We start from the raw sequence: 19541 nt of genomic DNA on the forward strand, positions 1-19541 counted from the left end.
TATAATTAAGCTATGCTACATAGCTTTCCTTTATTTATGATAATAAAAAGGAGAGATGATGTTTTATAAAGAGTTAGATAATGGTAAGTATCGCTATTATGAGAAATTTTATGATAAGCGTGATAAAAAGTGGAAACAGGTGACTGTTACTTTGAAATCAAGATCTAGAGTTTCTCAAGCAGAAGCAAAAAGGCGGTTAGCAACTAAGATAGATAAAATTCTTATGACACCGACAAAAGAAGAGCTGAAGCAACAAAAATATGAAGCGACTACGTTTAGTCAGCTGTTGGCAGAATGGAAAACTATTCGAGCTAGTGAAATTAAATCATCAAGTTTTAGAAGCGAAATGAAATGTTTACAATTTTTTGCTGATGCGGTAGGTGACTTGAAGTTGTCAGAATATACCACCCAGCAAATACAAAGCTACCTAATGAGTTTAAATGTTGAAAATTCTACAAGGAAAAATCGAAAGATTTATCTTAATGGTATCTTTGGCTATGCTGAGAAGGTCGGATATATCACCAAGAGTCCTGTCAAAAATGTAGTGATTCCTAAGCAAAAGGCTGATTATGAAAAACTAAAAAAAGCGAAGGAACATTTTATCAGCAGAGAGGAATTAGGAAAAGTTTTGTCGTATTGCGAAAATCATAATAAAGATAGACGCTATACATTAGCAATGGAGTTCATTTTTTTAACAGGTCTTCGCTTTGCTGAATTTATCGGTGTTCGCTATCAAGATATAGATTTTGAAAATTGTCTTTTGAAGATTGATCATACGATTGACTATGTGGCTCACAAGTATGACGAGCGAGTACTTCAAACTACTAAGACGGTAGGTTCTGTTAGAACGATAATTCTGAGTGAACGTTGTATAGAGATTGTTTTATATTTTCGTGAGCATTGCCGTGATGAAGAGTTTGTTTTTGTCACGGAGCAAGGAAATATTATGAGACAACCTTTATTATACAAATTCATCAAGAACAGTTGCGATACAGTTCTAGGTGAAGGAAAGGCATATAATATACATATGCTTCGGCATTCCCACATCAGCTTACTTGCTGAACTAGGATTACCTATTAAAGCGATTATGGAGCGTGTAGGTCACCGTGATGAGTCCATTACTTTACAGGTATATAGCCATGTTACGGAGAATATTCAAGACGAAGTAAGAACGAAGCTCAATCAAATTCACCTGTAAAGGACTAACCAAAAAACTAACCATAAATTAACCAAAGTGGTGAGAAACAATAGGAAATACAGGGAAATATAGAAAATTAAAATTCTGTATTTCCAATGGTTAGAGAAGTATAGGGAAGAAGGAGGAAACAAAGTTTGAACATTTTTGATACACATACGCATTTAAATGTGGAAGAATTTGCTGGTCGAGAGGCAGAGGAGCTGCAGCTGGCTACAGAAATGGGCATCAGCAAAATAAATATTGTCGGTTTTGACCGACCGACCATTGAGCGCGCCTTGGAGCTGGCAGATAGCTATGATCAGCTTTATGCTACGATTGGCTGGCATCCGACTGAGGCGGGGACTTATGATGAGGCGGTGGAAGCCTATCTGTTGGACAAGCTTGGTCACCCCAAGGTGGTGGCTCTGGGCGAGATTGGGCTGGACTATCACTGGATGACAGCTCCAAAGGATGTTCAGGAGCGGGTGTTTCGACGCCAAATCCAGCTCTCCAAAGAGCTGAACCTACCCTTTGTTGTTCACACACGTGACGCATTGGAGGACACCTATGAGATTATCAAGAGTGAGGGCGTAGGTCCTCGTGGCGGTATCATGCACTCTTATTCGGGTTCTTTGGAAATGGCAGAGCGCTTTATCGAGCTAGGGATGATGATTTCCTTTTCTGGGGTCGTCACTTTTAAAAAAGCGATAGATATTCAGGAGGCGGCTCAGAATCTGCCTTTGGACAAAATCCTCGTTGAGACTGATGCGCCTTACTTGGCGCCTGTTCCCAAGCGTGGTCGAGAAAACAAAACAGCCTATACCCGCTATGTTGTAGAGAAAATTGCTGAGCTTCGTGGGCTGCCTGTCGAAGAAGTAGCGCAAGCGACCTATGATAATGCAAAGAAGGTGTTTGGGCTTGACTGAGAAGATAAAAATCCCTCAGGTGATCGTCGTTGAGGGCAAGGATGATACAGCCAACCTGCAGCGATTTTACCAAGTTGACACTTACGAGACGAGAGGTTCCGCTATCAATGAAGAAGACCTAGAGCGGATTGAGAAATTGCACCAGCTGCGAGGTGTGATTGTCTTTACCGATCCAGACTACAATGGCGAGCGTATTCGTCGAATGATCATGGAGGCTGTGCCAACTGCTCAGCATGCCTTTCTCCGCCGTGATGAGGCGGCTCCTAAGTCTAAGAACAAAGGAAAATCGCTTGGAGTAGAGCACGCTTCATTTGAGGATTTACAGCAGGCGTTAGCTGGGCTGGTCGGATATTTCGATGATGAGGATAATTTTGACATCACCCAAAGCGATCTTGTTCGGCTGGGCTTGCTTATGGGAAGCGACAGCCGACAGCGTCGAGAGTATTTGGGTGAGCAGCTCCGTATCGGCTATTCCAATGGTAAGCAACTACTCAAACGATTGGAATTGTTTGGCGTGACTTTGGCGGAAGTGGAAGAAGCTATGCTCAAATATTCAGTCTAACGGAGTAAGAAATGAAAAAAGTAATTATTACGGGCGGCAATAGTGGGATTGGATATCAAACTGCAAAACAGTTAGCTGAGAAAGGTTGGTCAGTGACCCTATTTTGCCGTCGAAAAGAAGCTGCTGAGCAAGCCTGTGAGAAAATCCGTCAACAAACAGGAAACCCGCATATAGATTACATCTTGGTTGATTTATCTGATATGAAAAGTGTCATGAAAGCGGTAGAACAGTATATCCACAAAGAAGAGAATTTAGATGTTTTAATTAACAATGCGGCCGATTTTGATTTATCGATCAAAAAGCCGATTCTTACCAAAGACGGATTGGAAAAACAATTTGCGACCAATGTGGGCGCTCCTTTCTTGCTTTCTTCCTTATTGAAAGACTTGTTGGGAAAGTCAGAAAGTGGTCGGATTATTAATATTTCTTCCCAAGGGCTGGTGCTTTATCCTTTCATGAAGCTTGATTTTGAAAATTTATCTGGACAAAAACATTACAGTCCTGCTAAGACCTATTATCAGAATAAACTGGCCTTGTTGATGCTGTCGCTTTATATGCGGAAGCATTGGAAAGGTATCAAGGTTCAGGCCATCCGTGTGACCAATGTCAAAGTAGATATGCGCCGCTATGATCACCTCAACGCTTTTATGAAAAATCTGTATAAAATTAAGTCGAGATTTTCGATTAGTCCTGAAGAGATGGCGAAAGTCTATACAGCCTTATCTACAGAAGATGGCTATGAGGGCTTTTTGTATGACGAGAAATGTAGAGAAGTCAAGGCTAACGTATTTGCTTACAAGGAAGAAGAACAGAAAAAACTTTACACCTTGCTAGAGCAAATGACCTTCTTAAAAGATAACGAATTAGAAAAGAGAAAAGATGCGTATTGCAGACCATAGTGTGACCCGTGCCATTCTGGAGCGTCACGGTTTCACTTTTAAAAAATCTTTCGGTCAGAATTTCCTGACGGATACCAACATTCTCCAGAAGATTGTGGATACAGCCGAGATTGACAAAAATGTCAATGTCATCGAGATTGGGCCTGGTATTGGGGCTTTGACAGAATTTTTGGCCGAAAGTGCCGCCGAAGTCATGGCCTTTGAGATTGATGACCGTCTGGTGCCAATTTTGGCGGATACTCTGCGCGATTTTGACAATGTGACAGTGGTTAATCAGGATATTCTCAAGGTTGATTTGGCCCAGTACATAGCAGAGTTTAAGAATCCAGACCTGCCTATCAAGGTAGTGGCGAACTTGCCCTACTATATCACGACGCCGATTCTCATGCACTTGATTGAGAGTAGGATTCCTTTTAGTGAGTTTGTCGTGATGATGCAGAGAGAAGTGGCCGATCGGATTTCGGCTCAGCCTAATACCAAGGCCTACGGTAGTTTGTCAATCGCGGTCCAGTATTACATGACGGCTAAGGTTGCCTTTATCGTGCCACGGACAGTCTTTGTACCAGCGCCAAATGTGGATTCGGCCATTCTCAAGATGGTGCGCAGAGACCAGCCAGCTGTTGAGGTACAGGACGAGAAATTCTTTTTCAAGGTCTCCAAGGCCAGTTTTGTCCACCGTCGGAAGACTCTCTGGAATAACCTGACCAGTTGTTTTGGGAAGTCTGAGGAGACTAAAGGCAAACTGACAGCAGCCTTAGAACGAGCTGACTTATCTCCAAGTGTTCGGGGAGAAGCTCTGAGTTTAGAGGAATTTGCGCGCCTGGCAGACGCTTTGAAGTCTGAGGGATTATAAAAAATAGAAGATCTGCTCTGTATAGCTGGTCTTCTATTTTGCTAATGAGGTACATATGAAAGTGAAATTTCTGTCTTTGTTTTCTGCCCTGCTCTGGTTTTCGCAGTCTTTACTCCATTTCCTGCTTATGTTAGGTCTGCCTCTGGGACGTTTTGTATTTGGCGGAGCTTATATAGTATTTCCTTTATGGCTGCGTCCTGTCAACTTCCTTCTTTTCTTGATGTTGGGTTTCTTTGGTTTCAGTTATCTATCTTTTGGCAGCTGGCTAAGAAGTAGCTTGAAGTCTTCTGTTCTGAGAAAGATCATCTTAAGCGGAACTGTTTTTCTCTTTTTGGCTACTGTTTTCAATTTCTTTGTGACCGTGAGTCTCTTAGAGAAGTATTTAACTGGGGGACTGACCTTTCTGGCTTTTCTAAGCAGTGTAATTCTGCTTCATAATAACAAAAAATCCTATCAATCATGATAGGATTGCTTTTTATGCGGAGGAAGGGATTTGAACCCTCACACCCGTACGGGCACATGCGCCTGAAGCATGCGTGTCTGCCGTTCCACCACCTCCGCTTGAGATTCTATTATAACTTATTTTTGTGAAAATGCCAATAGAGAATATCAGTTTTTTTCACTGTATGAAAAAAGCAGAAAAATTTCTATTTTTTCTTTACTAAAATAGTTCTATGATATTGCCATTATAGCAAGTATTTGTTACAATTAGATTAATTACTTATTTAGGTAACGAAATAAAAAAGGAGAATGTTATGAAACTGAAAAAATGGCTGCTATTTTTGATGCTGCCCCTGCTGTTTTTGCTGGATTTGAAGCTGTTTACAGCAACAGCTCAAGCTGATGCTTTGAAGAATGCAATCACAGATATTAAGATTTGGGACCACTCTAATGGCCGCGAAGCAACCAAGGTTAACGGTGCTTACAATTTGGTCCAAGGGGGAAATTATCGCTATGAGCTAGTTTTTGATTTGTCTGCTTACGATAACCAGCTCAAGGATGGGGATACCTTTACCTTTACAGTACCGAACGGTGCAACCATTGCTGATGGTACAACTTTTACTCTGACGGATAATGAAACGCAGGTCCAGCTCGGAGCTGCTAAGATGACATCGAATGGTTCAGGTAAGGGCGGTCTGATCACAGTTACTATTCAGAATTTGGCAGATTACAAGTCTAAGACAACTGCTAGTGGAGTAAGAGGGAGCTTCTTCTTTGACTTTCAGGCGACGACAGTAGGCGCTGATCAAGACTGGAATTATAAGCCTGAGGAAACTCAAGGCGCGATGAGCCATAAGGTAACCATTAACGAGCGCAAACAGAGCAGTTTTTCAACAGCCGGTGAAAACTACGCTAAGATTGGAGGAGTCATTGCTAAGAAGCCATATAATTCGGCTATTCTAGGAAAGAGCGGTGACTACTCACACAACTGGACTGTTCGTATCAATACTCAGCAAAAGACTTATAATTCTCCGATTGTTATCAAGGATGTCATTCCAGATAGCAGTGCACCAATGCAATTCGTTCCGGAGCAATTTGTCCTTCGCCAAGGGGAGTACACACAGAGTTTATCAAGTATTGCGAATTCTGTTATCTTGAAAGAAGGTCAAGATTATACAGTTGCCTATAATGACACTTATACAGAGTTTACTCTAACCATCAATAACCCAGGCAATCGTGCCTTTATGTTGAACTATATGACTACTTCACCAGCTGATGGTTCTTTAGTATCCAATACGGCTGAGATGGAAGTTGATAATACAAAACTGCCATTCAGAGACGATCGTCCTAGTCAGACGAGTTCTACGATAGAGCGCAGTAGCCGGATTACAGAGGGCGGTGTCATCACAGCTGATATCAGCAACAGTCTGGTTCTCTACAAGCAAGATTCTAAGACTGGCAAAATGCTGGAAGGTGCTGTCTTTAAGGTGACAACTCCTAGCGGTGAAGAGATTACTCTGCCGCCGACAGATGCTAACGGTCGGGTTTCTACACAACCTTTCTCAAGTGAAGAAATCAAGAAAGGCCAATTCACAGTAGAAGAAGTCACAGCTCCGGAAGGCTATGTACTGGACAGCAATCCGATGAAAGTGACTATCAAGGCTGACGGAGCGGTTAAGACAGTCAAGAATACGGTAGATCCAAATGCCAGCAAAAAGCTGACAGTCAAGAAAATTTGGAAAGATGAAAACAATCAGGATGGCAAGCGTCCGGCTTCCATCACTGTAGATGTCTACGCTAACGGTCAAAAACTGGCTGATAAGACAGTGACCGTAACTGGTGGCAGTACAGATGCGGAGTGGACAGCTCAGATAACTGATTTACCAATCTTTGATGCCAACGGACAAAAAATCACCTATACAATCGGTGAAGAACAGCTTGATGGCTACGATGCTCCAGAAGTAGATCAGGAAAATCTCACTGTTACCAATAGTCGTACGCCAGAGAAAATCTCTATTAAAGCCAGCAAGAAATGGGATGATGCCGAGAATCAAGACGGCAAACGTCCTGCCAATGTTGTTGTAAAACTTTATAAAGAAGTCGGCGGTCAGAAATCAGAAGTTGCGAACAGAACTCTGACCGAAGCTGACCAGTGGGCGACTGAGTTCACTAACTTGAACAAATATGAAAAGGGACAAGAAGTTGTTTATTCTCTGGAAGAAGACGCGGTTCCTCACTATCAATCTCAGGTAACTGGCAATGCTGCTGATGGCTTTGTAGTGACCAACACTTACAAGCCAGAAACCATCAAGATTTCCGGTCAGAAGAAGTGGGATGATGCAGATAACCAAGATGGCAAGCGTCCAAATGCTGTTAGAGTCAAGATCTTGAAAGGCCAAGATATTGTCGATGTACAGGAAGTGACGGCTGCTAACGGTTGGAAATATGAATCTAATCCTCTTCCTAAATATGCAGCTGGCCAAGAAATTGCTTATACTGTTGCAGAAGAAGCTGTCTCAGGCTACACGAGCAAGGTGGACGGCTACAACATCACCAACTCTTACACTCCAGAAACGGTCAAGATTTCTGGTCAAAAGAAGTGGGATGATGCGGACAACCAAGATGGCAAGCGTCCAGCTTCTGTTAAGGTTAAAATTCTGAATGGAGATACGGTTGTTGATGAGCAAAATGTGACTTCTGCTAACGAATGGAAATATGAGTCTAAGGCTCTACCTAAATATGCGTCAGGCCAAGAAATCACTTATACCGTAAGTGAGGAAACTGTTCCAGGTTATACTAGCAAAGTGGATGGTTACAACATCACCAACTCTTACACTCCAGAGACAACGACTGTGTCTGGAAGCAAGACTTGGGAAGATGGCGATAACCAAGATGGCAAGCGTCCAGCTTCTATCACAGTTAATCTGCTAGCTGATGGTCAAAAAGTCAATACCCAAACAGTCGGAGAGGCAGAAGGCTGGTCTTACAACTTTACTGGCTTGCCAGTCTACAAGGATGGCCAACGAATTACCTATACAGTAACGGAAGAAGCTGTTCCAGGTTATTCAACCAGTCTCAACGGCTACAATATTACTAACTCTTATACACCAGAGAAGACAGAAATCACTGCCAGCAAGACCTGGAATGACAGCGACAATCAAGACGGCAAGCGTCCAACTAAGATTAGCATTAAGCTGATGAAGACAGTCGGCGGTGTCAAGACAGAAGTCGCTAGCAAGGAAGTGACGGCTACTGATCAATGGAAAACCAAATTTGAAAATCTGCCAGTCTATGAAAATGGTCAGAAGATTGATTACTCTATCGAAGAAGATGATGTAGCTGGCTATACTAAAGAAATCAAAGATTTCACAGTTACCAACTCTTACACTCCAGAGATGATCAAGATTTCCGGTCAAAAAGTCTGGGATGACGCTGATAACCAAGACGGCAAGCGTCCAGCTTCTGTTAAGGTTAAGGTAAAAAATGGTGATACTGTCGTAGATGAGCTGGAAGTAACAGCTGCTAACGATTGGAAGTTTGAGTCTAAAGCCCTTCCTAAGTATGCAGCAGGTCAAGAGATTGCCTATACTGTTACTGAAGAAGCAGTTGCGGACTATCAAACTAAGATTGATAAGTTCACCATTACTAATTCTTACACTCCTCAAAGTACAGAATATGCTGTGACTAAGGTTTGGGAAGATGCTGATAACCAAGACGGCAAGCGTCCAGCTTCTATCACAGTGCAACTGTATAGCTCAGTAAATGGTAAAGAGCCAGTTGCTGTCGCAGGTAAGACATTGACCTTGACGGCTGATAATGAGACAGCTGCTAACACTTGGAAAGCAAGCTTCACCAATCTGCCTCAGTTTGACAAGGGACAGGAGATCACTTACTCTGTCAAAGAGGATGATGCAACAGTAGCCGTTTTGAAAGAAAAAGGTTACAGTCCGAAAGTAGAAGGTCAGACAATCACTAACTCTCATACTCCAGAGCAGGTGAAAGTTTCTGGTCAGAAAGTCTGGGATGATGCAGACGATCAAGACGGCAAACGCCCAACATCTATTACAGTTAAGGTAATGGATGGAAGCACTATTGTTGATACACTTGAAGTAACAGCTGCTAATGGATGGAAGTTTGAATCTAAAGACCTGCCTAAATATAGAAATGGTCAAGAGATTGTCTACACGCTTTCTGAAGTGTCAGTTGCTCAATATGAAACTAAGATTGATAAGTTCACCATTACCAACTCCTATACTCCAGAAACCGTTAAAGTCTCTGGTCAAAAGGTTTGGGATGATGCAAATAACCAAGATGGCAAGCGCCCAGCATCTATCAAGGTCAAGATTTTGGACGGAGACAAGGTGGTAGATGAGCTGGAAGTGACAGCCGCTACTGACTGGAAGTTTGAGTCTAAAGATCTGCCTAAGAATAAGAAGGGCAAGAAAATCAACTATACAGTCCTTGAAGAAGTGACAGTTGAGGGTTATAGCAGTAGCCAAGAACAAGCAACAGATGGCAGCTTCACTTTGACTAACAGCTATAAACCAACACAGATTGCTGTTAAGGGAACTGCGGTATGGTCAGATGCTGAAAATCAAGATAAGGTGCGACCTTCTAAGGTTACTGTTCGCCTCTTGGCAGATGGCAAACCAATCAAAGAAGAGGTTGTGTCAGGAGAAAATGGTTGGCAGTATAACTTTAGCGACCTTCCTAAGTACAAGGATGGCAAGGAAATTGTCTATAGCGTTGCGGCTGATCCAGTAGATGGCTATAAGCTTGAGATCAACGGTACTCAGCTGACCTTTAGTCATGTCCCTGCTAAGAAAGAGAGTGTTGAAGGGAAGGTTTCTGCTGATAAGCCAGGCGGTCAAGCTCCGAAAGTCGGAGGAAAAGCTCTTCCGCGTACTGGACAGGAAGAAAATCTCCTTGTTACTATTCTTGGCTTCCTAGCAGCGCTTCTCGCAGGAGGAATGCTGGTAGCTAAGGCAAAACGCAGCTAATCAGTTTTGTGACTTACTGAAAATTACAGTGAGCATCTCATTCGATATAAAAAAGCGAACAGGTTCTTTTAAGCTTGTTCGCTTTTATCATGCCAGTTTTATTACAAATATTTTAAAGCGATTGTTTTCTATGAAAAATGAAGCCAACCTTAAGAAATGTCTTCTATGCAAAACAAGCAAGCTAAATCTCGCTTTTTTTGTTATAATGAGTGTATTAACTTTTAAGGAGCAATCTTGCAAGGAAAAATCATTAAGGCTCTGGCTGGTTTCTATTATGTAGAGTCGGATGGACAGGTTTATCAAACCAGAGCGCGGGGTAATTTTCGCAAAAAAGGGCAGACACCTTATGTCGGTGATGAAGTCGAATTTTCAGCAGAAAAAGACTCGGAAGGCTATATTTTAAAAATAGCAGAGCGAAAGAACAGTCTAGTACGGCCGCCGATTGTCAATATTGACCAGGCAGTTGTAATCATGAGCGCGAAAGAGCCGGATTTCAATGCCAATCTGTTAGATCGTTTTCTGGTGCTTTTAGAGCATAAACAGATTCATCCTATTATCTACATCAGCAAGTTGGACCTGCTAGAGGACGAGCAGAGCTTGGATAGCTATGTGGATGTCTATCAGGCTATCGGATATGAGGTTCTTAAGGCTACTGAGGAGTTGCTGCCGCAACTGACAGGGAAAATCACCGTTTTCATGGGACAGACTGGGGTTGGAAAGTCCACCCTGCTCAATAAAATCGCTCCAGACCTAGAGTTAGAAACAGGAGAGATTTCTGAAAGTCTGGGTCGTGGCCGCCATACGACACGGGCTGTCAGCTTTTACAATCTAAACGGTGGGAAGATTGCCGATACGCCAGGATTTTCGTCTTTGGATTACGAGGTGACTACAGCTGAAGATCTCAATCAAGCTTTTCCAGAGATTGCTGAGTTCAGCCAGTCTTGTAAGTTTCGTACTTGCACTCATACTCACGAGCCGGCTTGTGCAGTCAAGCCAGCAGTTGAGTCCGGCCAGATAGCTTCATTCCGCTTTGATAATTATTTGCAGTTTCTCAGCGAGATTGAGAATCGCCGGGAAACCTATAAAAAAGTTGCCAAAAAAAATTCTAAATAAGGAGAAGAACTATGACATCATTCAAAATCGCCCCTTCAATTCTAAGTGCGGACTATGCTAATTTTGAAGCAGAATTGAAGAAGTTAGAAGCGACAGGTGCTGAGTATGCCCATATTGATATTATGGACGGTCATTTTGTACCAAATATCAGCTTTGGAGCTGGGGTTGTTGCCAGTATGCGTCCTCACAGTAAGCTAGTCTTTGACTGCCATCTGATGGTTTCCAATCCTGAGCACCATATCGAAGAATTCGCTCGTGCCGGTGCAGATATTATCAGCATCCATGCCGAAGCGACGCCTCATATCCACGGAGCACTGCAGAAGATTCGGGCAGCGGGAGTCAAGCCTAGTGTTGTGATTAATCCGGGAACACCAGTCGAAGCAGTCAAAAATGTTTTGAATTTGGTTGATCAAGTCCTTGTGATGACAGTGAATCCAGGATTTGGCGGTCAGGCCTTTCTGCCAGAAACCATGGATAAGATTCGTGAACTGGTCGTTCTGCGCGAAGTCAATCAGCTGAATTTTGATATTGAAGTGGATGGCGGTATTGATGATAAGACGATTGGAATTGCTAAAGAAGCCGGTGCCAATGTCTTCGTAGCAGGCAGCTATGTCTTCAAAGGTGATGTCAATCATCAAGTCCAAACCTTACGGGATGCCCTGCATGACTAGGATTGCGCTTTTTGCTGGGGGGAATTTGGAGCATTTTAGCTTAGACTTTGATGTGTTGGTCGGAGTAGATCGTGGGAGCCTCTTTCTGCTTGAGCAAGGAGTTTGTCCTGATTTGGCTGTTGGGGATTTTGACTCTGTGACCAAGGAAGAATTGTCGCATATAAAAGATCGAAGCAAGGAAGTCATTCAGGCCCATCCTGAAAAGGATGATACGGACTTGGAATTAGCTGTTCTGTCTTGTTTTGAGCGCTACCCGGATGCCTGTCTGACCATTTTCGGAGCCTTTGGCGGTCGTCTGGATCATACTTTGGCCAATGTTTTCCTGCCTAGCAATGAGAAAATTGCTCCTTATATGGAGAAGATTTGCCTAGAAGATGGACAGAATCTGCTGACCTATGTTCCCAAGGGGCGTCATGAAATCAAGCCAGTAGCTGGTATGCGTTATCTGGCTTTTCTGCCATCGGATGATGCTGCCTTAACGATTGAGGGCGCCAAATATCCGCTCAATAAAGATAACTTTTTTTTCAAAAAAGTGTATGCTTCTAACGAATTTATAGATAAGCCCATTTATTTGGACTTTGATAGCGGCTATACAGTCGTTATTTACAGCAAAGACAGGAGCTGATATGGAGTTTATAATTATCCTCATTCTTTTGGGAAATATAGTGCTGACCTTTCTTCTATGGCAAAAGCTTAGTCAGCAGACCGAGACGCTAAAGCAAGTCTTGGAAAATCAGGCAGATCATCTATCGGATCAGTTGGACTATCGCTTGGAGCAGGAAAGCCAGAAAAAGCAAACGGCTCAGAAAGAGCTGGAATTAGCTCTGGGAGATCGTTTGAGCGAGGTCAGGACAGATTTGAACCGCAACTTGACAGAGCTGCGCTTGGAAATCAGTGACAACCTTACCAAGAATCGGGATAAAACTGACGAGCGTATGCGGCAAATCCAAGAGTCAAATGAAACCCGTCTAGAACAGATGCGACAGACTGTTGAAGAAAAACTGGAAAAAACACTTCAGACTCGTCTTCAGACTTCTTTTGAAACCGTCTCTAAGCAGTTGGAGTCTGTCAATCGCGGTCTGGGAGAAATGCAGAGTGTTGCCCGAGATGTCGGTACACTGAATAAGGTCTTATCCAACACCAAGACGCGAGGGATTCTAGGGGAGTTGCAGCTAGGGCAGATTATTGAGGACATCATGACTGCTAGTCAGTATGAGCGAGAGTTTGTGACGGTGGCCGGCTCTAGTGAACGGGTCGAATATGCCATTAAACTGCCGGGGCAGGCAGAGCATGAATATGTCTATCTGCCCATTGATTCTAAGTTCCCTCTGGCTGATTATTACCGTTTGGAAGATGCTTATGAGTCTGGCAGCAAGGAAGAGATTGAGCTCTACCGCAAGTCTCTCTTAGCAAGTGTCAAGCGCTTTGCCAAGGATATTAAGAGTAAATATCTGGCACCGCCGGCTACAACCAACTTTGGTATCATGTTTCTGCCAACGGAAGGTCTCTATTCGGAAGTTGTTCGCAATCCAGCCTTTTTTGACAGTTTGCGACGGGAGGAGCAGATTGTGGTGGCGGGACCGTCGACCCTCTCTGCCTTGCTCAATTCACTGTCTGTCGGCTTTAAAACGCTCAATATCCAAAAAAGTGCGGACGACATCAGCAAGGTTCTGGGCTCAGTCAAATCCGAGTTTAACAAGTTTGGTGGCATTCTGACCAAGGCACAGAAACATTTGCAGCATGCTTCGGGTAACATTGATGAACTCTTGACTCGGCGGACAGGAGCTATCGAAAGAACCTTACGCCATATTGAGCTGTCTGACCAAGACCTCGATTTGAACTTACTTGATTTTTCAGAAGAAAGGGAAAACAATGAAGATTAATCAAATGAAAAAAGATGAACTGTTTGAAGGTTTCTATCTGATCAAGTCAGCAGAAGTCCGTCAGACAAGGGCTGGGAAAAATTATCTGGCCTTCACTTTCCAAGACGATACAGGAGTAATCGAGGGCAAACTCTGGGATGCTCAGCCACATAATGTTGAAGAATTTACTGCTGGCAAGGTTGTGCACATGCAAGGCCGACGAGAGGTCTACAATAACACACCCCAGGTAAATCAACTGACCCTGCGTCTTCCTAAGGCTGGAGAGCCCAATGACCCGGCAGACTTCAAGGAAAAACCACCAGTTGACCAGAAGGAAATCCGAGAGTATCTAGCTCAGATGATTTTTAAGATTGAGAATTCGGTCTGGCAGCGCGTGGTCCGCTCGCTTTATAGCAAGTACGACAAGGAGTTTTATTCTTATCCAGCTGCCAAGACTAATCACCATGCTTTTGAGTCTGGCCTAGCCTTTCATACCGCTACTATGGTCAAGCTGGCAGACGCTATCGGAGACATTTATCCTCAGCTTAATAAAAGCTTGCTCTTTGCAGGGATTATGCTCCATGACTTGGCCAAGGTTATTGAGCTCAGCGGTCCGGAAAATACAGAGTACACTGTGCGAGGCAATCTGATTGGTCACATCGCTTTGATTGATGAAGAGTTGACCAAGACCCTGATGGAGCTGAAAATTGACGATAGTAAGGAAGAGGTTATTGTACTGCGCCATGTCCTTCTCAGCCACCACGGTCTCTTGGAATACGGCAGTCCTGTACGGCCTAAGATTATGGAGGCAGAAATTCTGCACATGATTGATAATCTGGATGCGGAGATGATGATGATGACTGCTGCCTTGGGACTTGTAGATCCAGGTGAAATGAGCAATAAAATATTCGCTCTTGAAGGCCGTTCTTTCTACAAACCAAAACTTGAACAGTAAAATACGAAAAATGGACATTACTTGGAAAAGAATGTTCGTTTTTTTGTTTCTGTTATGGTATAATGAATAAAATAACTTTAATTGGTGAAAAAATGAAATTAAGAAGAAGTGAGCGTATGGTGGTTATTTCTAATTATTTGATTAACCATCCTTATGAATTAACGAGCTTAAATACATTTGCAGAAAAATACGAATCTGCCAAATCTTCTATTTCAGAAGATATTGTCATTATTAAGCGAGCCTTTGAAGAGATTGAAATTGGGACCATTGAAACGATTACTGGTGCCGGTGGAGGAGTCATTTTTAGCCCATCCATCTCCGATACAGAAGCTAAGACCATTGTACAAGGTCTTTGTGATCAGCTGTCTGAAAGCAATCGGATTCTTCCGGGGGGCTACATTTACCTATCTGATCTGCTCAGCACTCCATCCATTTTGAATAATATCGGCCGGATCATTGCCAAAAGTTTTAAGGATCAACAGATTGATGCGGTCATGACGGTTGCGACTAAGGGTGTTCCTTTGGCCAATGCAGTAGCCAATGTACTTAATGTACCTTTTGTCATCGTTCGTCGGGATTTAAAGATTACAGAAGGGTCAACGGTCAGTGTCAACTACGTATCAGGCTCCAGCGGAGATCGTATCGAAAAAATGTTCTTGTCCAAGCGAAGTCTCAAGGCCGGCAGCCGCGTCTTGATTGTGGATGACTTCCTCAAAGGCGGGGGGACTATTACAGGGATGATTAGTCTCTTATCTGAGTTTGACTCTGAGTTGGCAGGTGTAGCTGTCTTTGCGGACAACGCGCAGGCCAATCGCGATTATCTGGACTATAAATCGCTCTTGAAAGTAACCAATATTGATGTCAAGGCGAATACCATTGATGTGGAAATTGGAAATATTTTTGATTAGGGAAAAGGGCGGAGATTATAGATGAAAACAGTTTTAGAAAAGTTTGACCACAGTCCGCTGTGGATTCGTTTAGGGGTATTGTCGATTTTATTTGGGATTCTGATTACCGGCATGTTTTTTGTGCAGGGCCAGTCTAATTCCACCAGAAATTCAGTTAGTTCAGCTGCCAGCATCGCATCAAGCAGCTCTTCCTTACAGCTATCTTCTGCTCAAAAAGAAGCGCAGGAAAAAGAAATTCAGGAAGAGGAGCAAGCAGTTCAGGCCGCAGAAGAAGCAGTTAAACAGCTTGAAACCATGCAAACTTTGGAAGATTTGCAGCTAGCTAAGACTGCTGCAGAGAAGGTCAAGGATGCAGCAACGAAGGCTAGATTCCAAAGCCGTATTCAGGCGATAGCAGTCTTGATTGATCCGGAAGCAGCTCAGGCCGCTGTTTCTGAAAATCCAGCTGCTGCATCAGAAGAAGCAGTGACTCAGCCGCAGCAATAAGTTAGCAGCAATCTAATAAGCAGAGATAAGCTTAAAATAGAAAAAATGTATTGACAGAGAAGTATCGTCATGCTATAATGATAGACGGTACTTTTTACTTTTGGTCTCTCAAAAGTGTACAGAGACGTGCTGACAAATGTTGCAAAAGTACACGCAGATGATAGCTGTCACCAAGTGTATCATCACCAAAATTAAAAAAATACAGGAGAATGTAGATGCCTACAATTAACCAATTGGTTCGCAAACCGCGTAAATCAAAAGTAGAAAAATCTAAATCACCAGCTTTGAACGTTGGTTACAACAGCCATAAAAAAGTTCAAACAAACGTATCTTCACCGCAAAAACGTGGAGTTGCAACCCGTGTCGGAACTATGACACCTAAGAAACCGAACTCTGCCCTTCGTAAGTTTGCCCGTGTACGTCTGAGCAACCTGATTGAAGTTACAGCTTACATCCCAGGTATCGGACACAACCTTCAAGAGCACAGCGTGGTGCTTCTTCGTGGTGGACGTGTAAAAGACCTTCCAGGGGTACGTTACCATATCGTCCGCGGTGCACTTGATACAGCAGGTGTTACTGATCGTAAACAAGGCCGTTCTAAATACGGTACTAAAAAACCAAAAGCATAAGGAAAGGGGAGAAAGATAAATGAGTCGTAAAAACCAAGCGCCTAAGCGCGAAGTATTGCCAGATCCGCTTTACAATTCAAAATTAGTTACTCGTCTTATCAACCGAGTTATGCTTGATGGTAAGCGTGGTACAGCGGCTTCTATCGTTTACGGAGCTTTTGATCAAATCAAAGAAGCAACTGGAAACGATGCGCTGGAAGTATTTGAAACAGCTATGGAAAACATCATGCCTGTACTTGAAGTTCGTGCTCGCCGTGTTGGTGGTTCAAACTACCAAGTTCCGGTTGAAGTTCGTCCAGAACGTCGTACAACACTTGGACTTCGCTGGTTGGTAACTATTGCTCGTCAACGTGGTGAGCACACAATGGTTGACCGCCTTGCAAAAGAAATCTTGGATGCATCTAACAACACTGGTGCAGCTGTTAAGAAACGTGAAGACACTCACCGTATGGCAGAAGCTAACCGTGCCTTCGCACACTTCCGTTGGTAAGAATAAGATACTAAGGGCGTTAAAAAAGCGACTGAAAATTAGGAAGCTTGACGCAGAATCAAAGATTCTAGGAAAGCTTATCTATTTTCCGAGCTTTTAGCCCGAGTTCAATTCAACTTATCTACAAGTTGAGACCAACAAAAACAAGATAAACATTGAGAACGGGTAGGTCCTGCCTATCCGTTTTTGCTAAATAATGTTATAATAAATTGTAAAATAAATTAATAGGAGAAATAACCAAATGGCTCGCGAATTTTCACTTGAAAAAACTCGTAATATCGGTATCATGGCCCACGTCGATGCTGGTAAAACAACAACAACTGAGCGTATTCTTTACTACACTGGTAAAATCCACAAAATCGGTGAAACTCACGAAGGTGCGTCACAAATGGACTGGATGGAGCAAGAGCAAGAGCGTGGTATCACTATCACATCTGCTGCGACAACTGCTCAATGGAACAACCACCGTGTAAATATCATCGACACACCGGGACACGTGGACTTCACAATCGAAGTACAACGTTCTCTTCGTGTCTTGGACGGTGCGGTAACCGTTCTTGACTCACAATCAGGTGTTGAGCCTCAAACTGAAACAGTTTGGCGCCAAGCAACTGAATACGGAGTTCCTCGTATCGTATTTGCTAACAAGATGGACAAAATTGGTGCTGACTTCCTCTACTCAGTAAGCACTTTGCATGATCGTCTTCAAGCAAACGCTCATCCAATCCAATTGCCAATTGGTTCAGAAGATGACTTCCGCGGAATTATCGACTTGATCAAGATGAAGGCTGAAATCTATACTAACGACCTTGGTACAGATATTTTGGAAGAAGATATCCCAGCTGAATACCTTGAGCAAGCTCAAGAATACCGTGAAAAATTGGTGGAAGCAGTTGCTGAAACTGATGAAGATTTGATGATGAAATACCTTGAAGGTGAAGAAATCACTAACGAAGAATTGAAAGCTGCTATACGTAAAGCGACCATCAACGTTGAATTCTTCCCAGTATTATGTGGTTCTGCCTTCAAGAACAAGGGTGTTCAGTTGATGCTTGATGCGGTTATTGACTACCTTCCAAGCCCACTTGACATCCCAGCAATCAAAGGTATCAACCCAGACACTGAAGAAGAAGAAACTCGTCCTGCATCTGATGAAGAGCCATTTGCAGCTCTTGCCTTCAAGATTGCAACAGATCCATTCGTAGGTCGTTTGACCTTCTTCCGTGTTTACTCAGGTGTTCTTCAATCCGGTTCTTATGTAATGAACACTTCGAAAGGTAAACGTGAGCGCATCGGACGTCTTGTGCAATTACATGCCAATAGTCGTCAAGAAATTGAAACCGTTTATGCTGGGGATATTGCAGCTGCTATTGGTTTGAAGGATACGACTACTGGTGACTCATTGACAGATGAAAAAGCAAAAGTGATTCTTGAGTCGATCCACGTTCCAGAGCCTGTTATCCAGCTGATGGTTGAGCCTAAGTCTAAGGCTGACCAAGACAAGATGGGTATTGCTCTGCAAAAACTGGCTGAAGAAGATCCAACTTTCCGCGTTGAAACAAACGTTGAAACTGGTGAAACAGTTATCTCTGGTATGGGTGAGCTTCACTTGGATGTCCTTGTTGACCGCATGCGTCGTGAGTTCAAGGTTGAAGCTAACGTAGGTGCTCCTCAAGTATCTTACCGTGAAACTTTCCGTGCTTCTACTCAAGCTCGTGGATTCTTCAAACGCCAATCTGGTGGTAAAGGTCAATTCGGTGATGTATGGATCGAGTTTACACCAAACGAAGAAGGTAAAGGATTCGAGTTTGAAAATGCTATCGTCGGTGGTGTGGTTCCACGTGAATTCATCCCAGCGGTAGAAAAAGGTTTGGTTGAGTCAATGGCGAACGGTGTCCTTGCTGGTTACCCAATCGTTGACGTGAAAGCTAAACTTTACGATGGTTCATACCACGATGTCGACTCATCTGAAACAGCCTTCAAGGTTGCTGCATCACTTGCTTTGAAAGAAGCTGCTAAGACTGCACAACCTGCTATCCTTGAGCCAATGATGTTGGTAACAATCACTGTTCCTGAAGAAAACCTCGGTGACGTTATGGGTCACGTAACAGCTCGTCGTGGACGTGTTGATGGTATGGAAGCGCATGGTAACAGCCAAATCGTTCGTGCTTATGTGCCACTTGCTGAAATGTTCGGTTATGCAACAGTTCTTCGTTCAGCATCACAAGGACGCGGTACATTCATGATGGTATTTGACCACTACGAAGATGTACCTAAGTCAGTACAAGAAGAAATCATTAAGAAAAACAAGGGTGAAGCTTAAGCTTTAAGCTAAACCTTGGCACTCGCGTTTGCGGGTGTTTTTTTCTATTTTTGGAGAACGACCCCTCAATAAAAAGGAGAAATGATTGATCTTGTAAGTTGTATTTCTACATTTTCAAAAGATACTGCTTTGCTTTTTCAAATCAATGAAAGTCGAAATGAAAGTTAGTGAAAGAATTCATAATACTTGTTAATAACAATGAAATCAGTTGCATTTTACCTCAATTAAGTATATAATAGAAATGTT

Annotated in this window: 17 protein-coding genes and 1 tRNA gene; 17 read left to right on the forward strand and 1 reads right to left on the reverse strand. The window is 43.0% G+C overall.

Annotated features, from left to right (window positions below; translation table 11 throughout):
• The first annotated feature begins 58 nt into the window (after positions 1 to 58).
• The 6 genes from D8877_RS03605 to D8877_RS03630 all read left to right on the forward strand — a co-directional run bounded on the left by D8877_RS03605 (position 59) and on the right by D8877_RS03630 (position 4880).
• Complete coding sequence (locus D8877_RS03605) at positions 59 to 1198, forward strand: tyrosine-type recombinase/integrase (protein WP_125340307.1); 1140 nt, start codon at positions 59 to 61, stop codon at positions 1196 to 1198.
• 134 nt (positions 1199 to 1332) lie between these two features.
• Positions 1333 to 2103: a TatD family hydrolase gene (locus D8877_RS03610; RefSeq protein WP_125340308.1), complete on the forward strand. Its 771-nt coding sequence runs from the start codon at positions 1333 to 1335 to the stop codon at positions 2101 to 2103.
• Positions 2096 to 2665 carry a ribonuclease M5 gene (gene rnmV, locus D8877_RS03615; protein ID WP_376739359.1) on the forward strand — a complete coding sequence of 190 codons (570 nt, stop codon included), beginning with the start codon at positions 2096 to 2098 and terminating at the stop codon, positions 2663 to 2665. Before D8877_RS03610 ends, rnmV begins: the two co-directional genes overlap by 8 nt.
• Before the next feature lie 11 nt (positions 2666 to 2676).
• Positions 2677 to 3564 carry an SDR family NAD(P)-dependent oxidoreductase gene (locus D8877_RS03620; protein ID WP_125340310.1) on the forward strand — a complete coding sequence of 296 codons (888 nt, stop codon included), beginning with the start codon at positions 2677 to 2679 and terminating at the stop codon, positions 3562 to 3564.
• Positions 3545 to 4417, forward strand: a complete 873-nt coding sequence (gene rsmA / locus D8877_RS03625; protein WP_125340311.1) for a 16S rRNA (adenine(1518)-N(6)/adenine(1519)-N(6))-dimethyltransferase RsmA — start codon at positions 3545 to 3547, stop codon at positions 4415 to 4417. Before D8877_RS03620 ends, rsmA begins: the two co-directional genes overlap by 20 nt.
• Before the next feature lie 55 nt (positions 4418 to 4472).
• Entirely contained in the window at positions 4473 to 4880 is a 408-nt protein-coding gene (locus D8877_RS03630; protein WP_125340312.1) for a hypothetical protein, read from the forward strand.
• 15 nt (positions 4881 to 4895) lie between these two features.
• Here D8877_RS03630 and D8877_RS03635 read toward each other — a convergent pair.
• Positions 4896 to 4978 (reverse strand) — tRNA-Leu (locus D8877_RS03635).
• 194 nt (positions 4979 to 5172) lie between these two features.
• Between D8877_RS03635 and D8877_RS03640 the strand changes: the two genes are divergently transcribed.
• The 11 genes from D8877_RS03640 (at position 5173) to fusA (ending at position 19295) form a co-directional block, all read left to right on the forward strand.
• On the forward strand, positions 5173 to 9858 hold the full coding sequence (locus D8877_RS03640) for a Cna B-type domain-containing protein (protein ID WP_125352472.1): 4686 nt from the start codon (positions 5173 to 5175) through the stop codon (positions 9856 to 9858).
• A 234-nt stretch (positions 9859 to 10092) separates the two neighbouring features.
• Positions 10093 to 10971, forward strand: a complete 879-nt coding sequence (gene rsgA, locus D8877_RS03645) for a ribosome small subunit-dependent GTPase A (protein WP_125352474.1) — start codon at positions 10093 to 10095, stop codon at positions 10969 to 10971.
• A gap of 11 nt (positions 10972 to 10982) precedes the next feature.
• Positions 10983 to 11642, forward strand: coding sequence for a ribulose-phosphate 3-epimerase (rpe, locus tag D8877_RS03650; RefSeq protein WP_049552868.1), 660 nt, complete (start codon positions 10983 to 10985; stop codon positions 11640 to 11642).
• Positions 11635 to 12267, forward strand: a complete 633-nt coding sequence (locus D8877_RS03655; RefSeq protein WP_185760159.1) for a thiamine diphosphokinase — start codon at positions 11635 to 11637, stop codon at positions 12265 to 12267. The genes rpe and D8877_RS03655 overlap by 8 nt, the downstream gene beginning before the upstream one ends.
• 1 nt (position 12268) lies before the next feature.
• Positions 12269 to 13525, forward strand: coding sequence for a DNA recombination protein RmuC (locus D8877_RS03660; protein ID WP_125340316.1), 1257 nt, complete (start codon positions 12269 to 12271; stop codon positions 13523 to 13525).
• A complete protein-coding gene (locus tag D8877_RS03665) occupies positions 13515 to 14459 on the forward strand; it encodes a 3'-5' exoribonuclease YhaM family protein (RefSeq protein WP_004185282.1) in 945 nt (314 codons plus the stop codon). The genes D8877_RS03660 and D8877_RS03665 overlap by 11 nt, the downstream gene beginning before the upstream one ends.
• 92 nt (positions 14460 to 14551) lie before the next feature.
• Entirely contained in the window at positions 14552 to 15367 is an 816-nt protein-coding gene (gene purR / locus D8877_RS03670; RefSeq protein ID WP_032905583.1) for a pur operon repressor, read from the forward strand.
• 21 nt (positions 15368 to 15388) lie between these two features.
• Complete coding sequence (locus D8877_RS03675; protein WP_125340317.1) at positions 15389 to 15853, forward strand: hypothetical protein; 465 nt, start codon at positions 15389 to 15391, stop codon at positions 15851 to 15853.
• A 215-nt stretch (positions 15854 to 16068) separates the two neighbouring features.
• A complete protein-coding gene (rpsL, locus tag D8877_RS03685) occupies positions 16069 to 16482 on the forward strand; it encodes a 30S ribosomal protein S12 (protein ID WP_002893867.1) in 414 nt (137 codons plus the stop codon).
• Between the two features lie 19 nt (positions 16483 to 16501).
• Positions 16502 to 16972, forward strand: a complete 471-nt coding sequence (gene rpsG / locus D8877_RS03690) for a 30S ribosomal protein S7 (RefSeq protein WP_002893865.1) — start codon at positions 16502 to 16504, stop codon at positions 16970 to 16972.
• Between the two features lie 241 nt (positions 16973 to 17213).
• Positions 17214 to 19295 carry an elongation factor G gene (gene fusA, locus D8877_RS03695; protein ID WP_002908654.1) on the forward strand — a complete coding sequence of 694 codons (2082 nt, stop codon included), beginning with the start codon at positions 17214 to 17216 and terminating at the stop codon, positions 19293 to 19295.
• The last annotated feature ends 246 nt before the right edge of the window (positions 19296 to 19541 follow it).

The sequence above is a fragment of the Streptococcus sanguinis genome (assembly GCF_003943735.1).
GTDB classification, from domain to species: Bacteria; Bacillota; Bacilli; order Lactobacillales; family Streptococcaceae; genus Streptococcus; species Streptococcus sanguinis_E.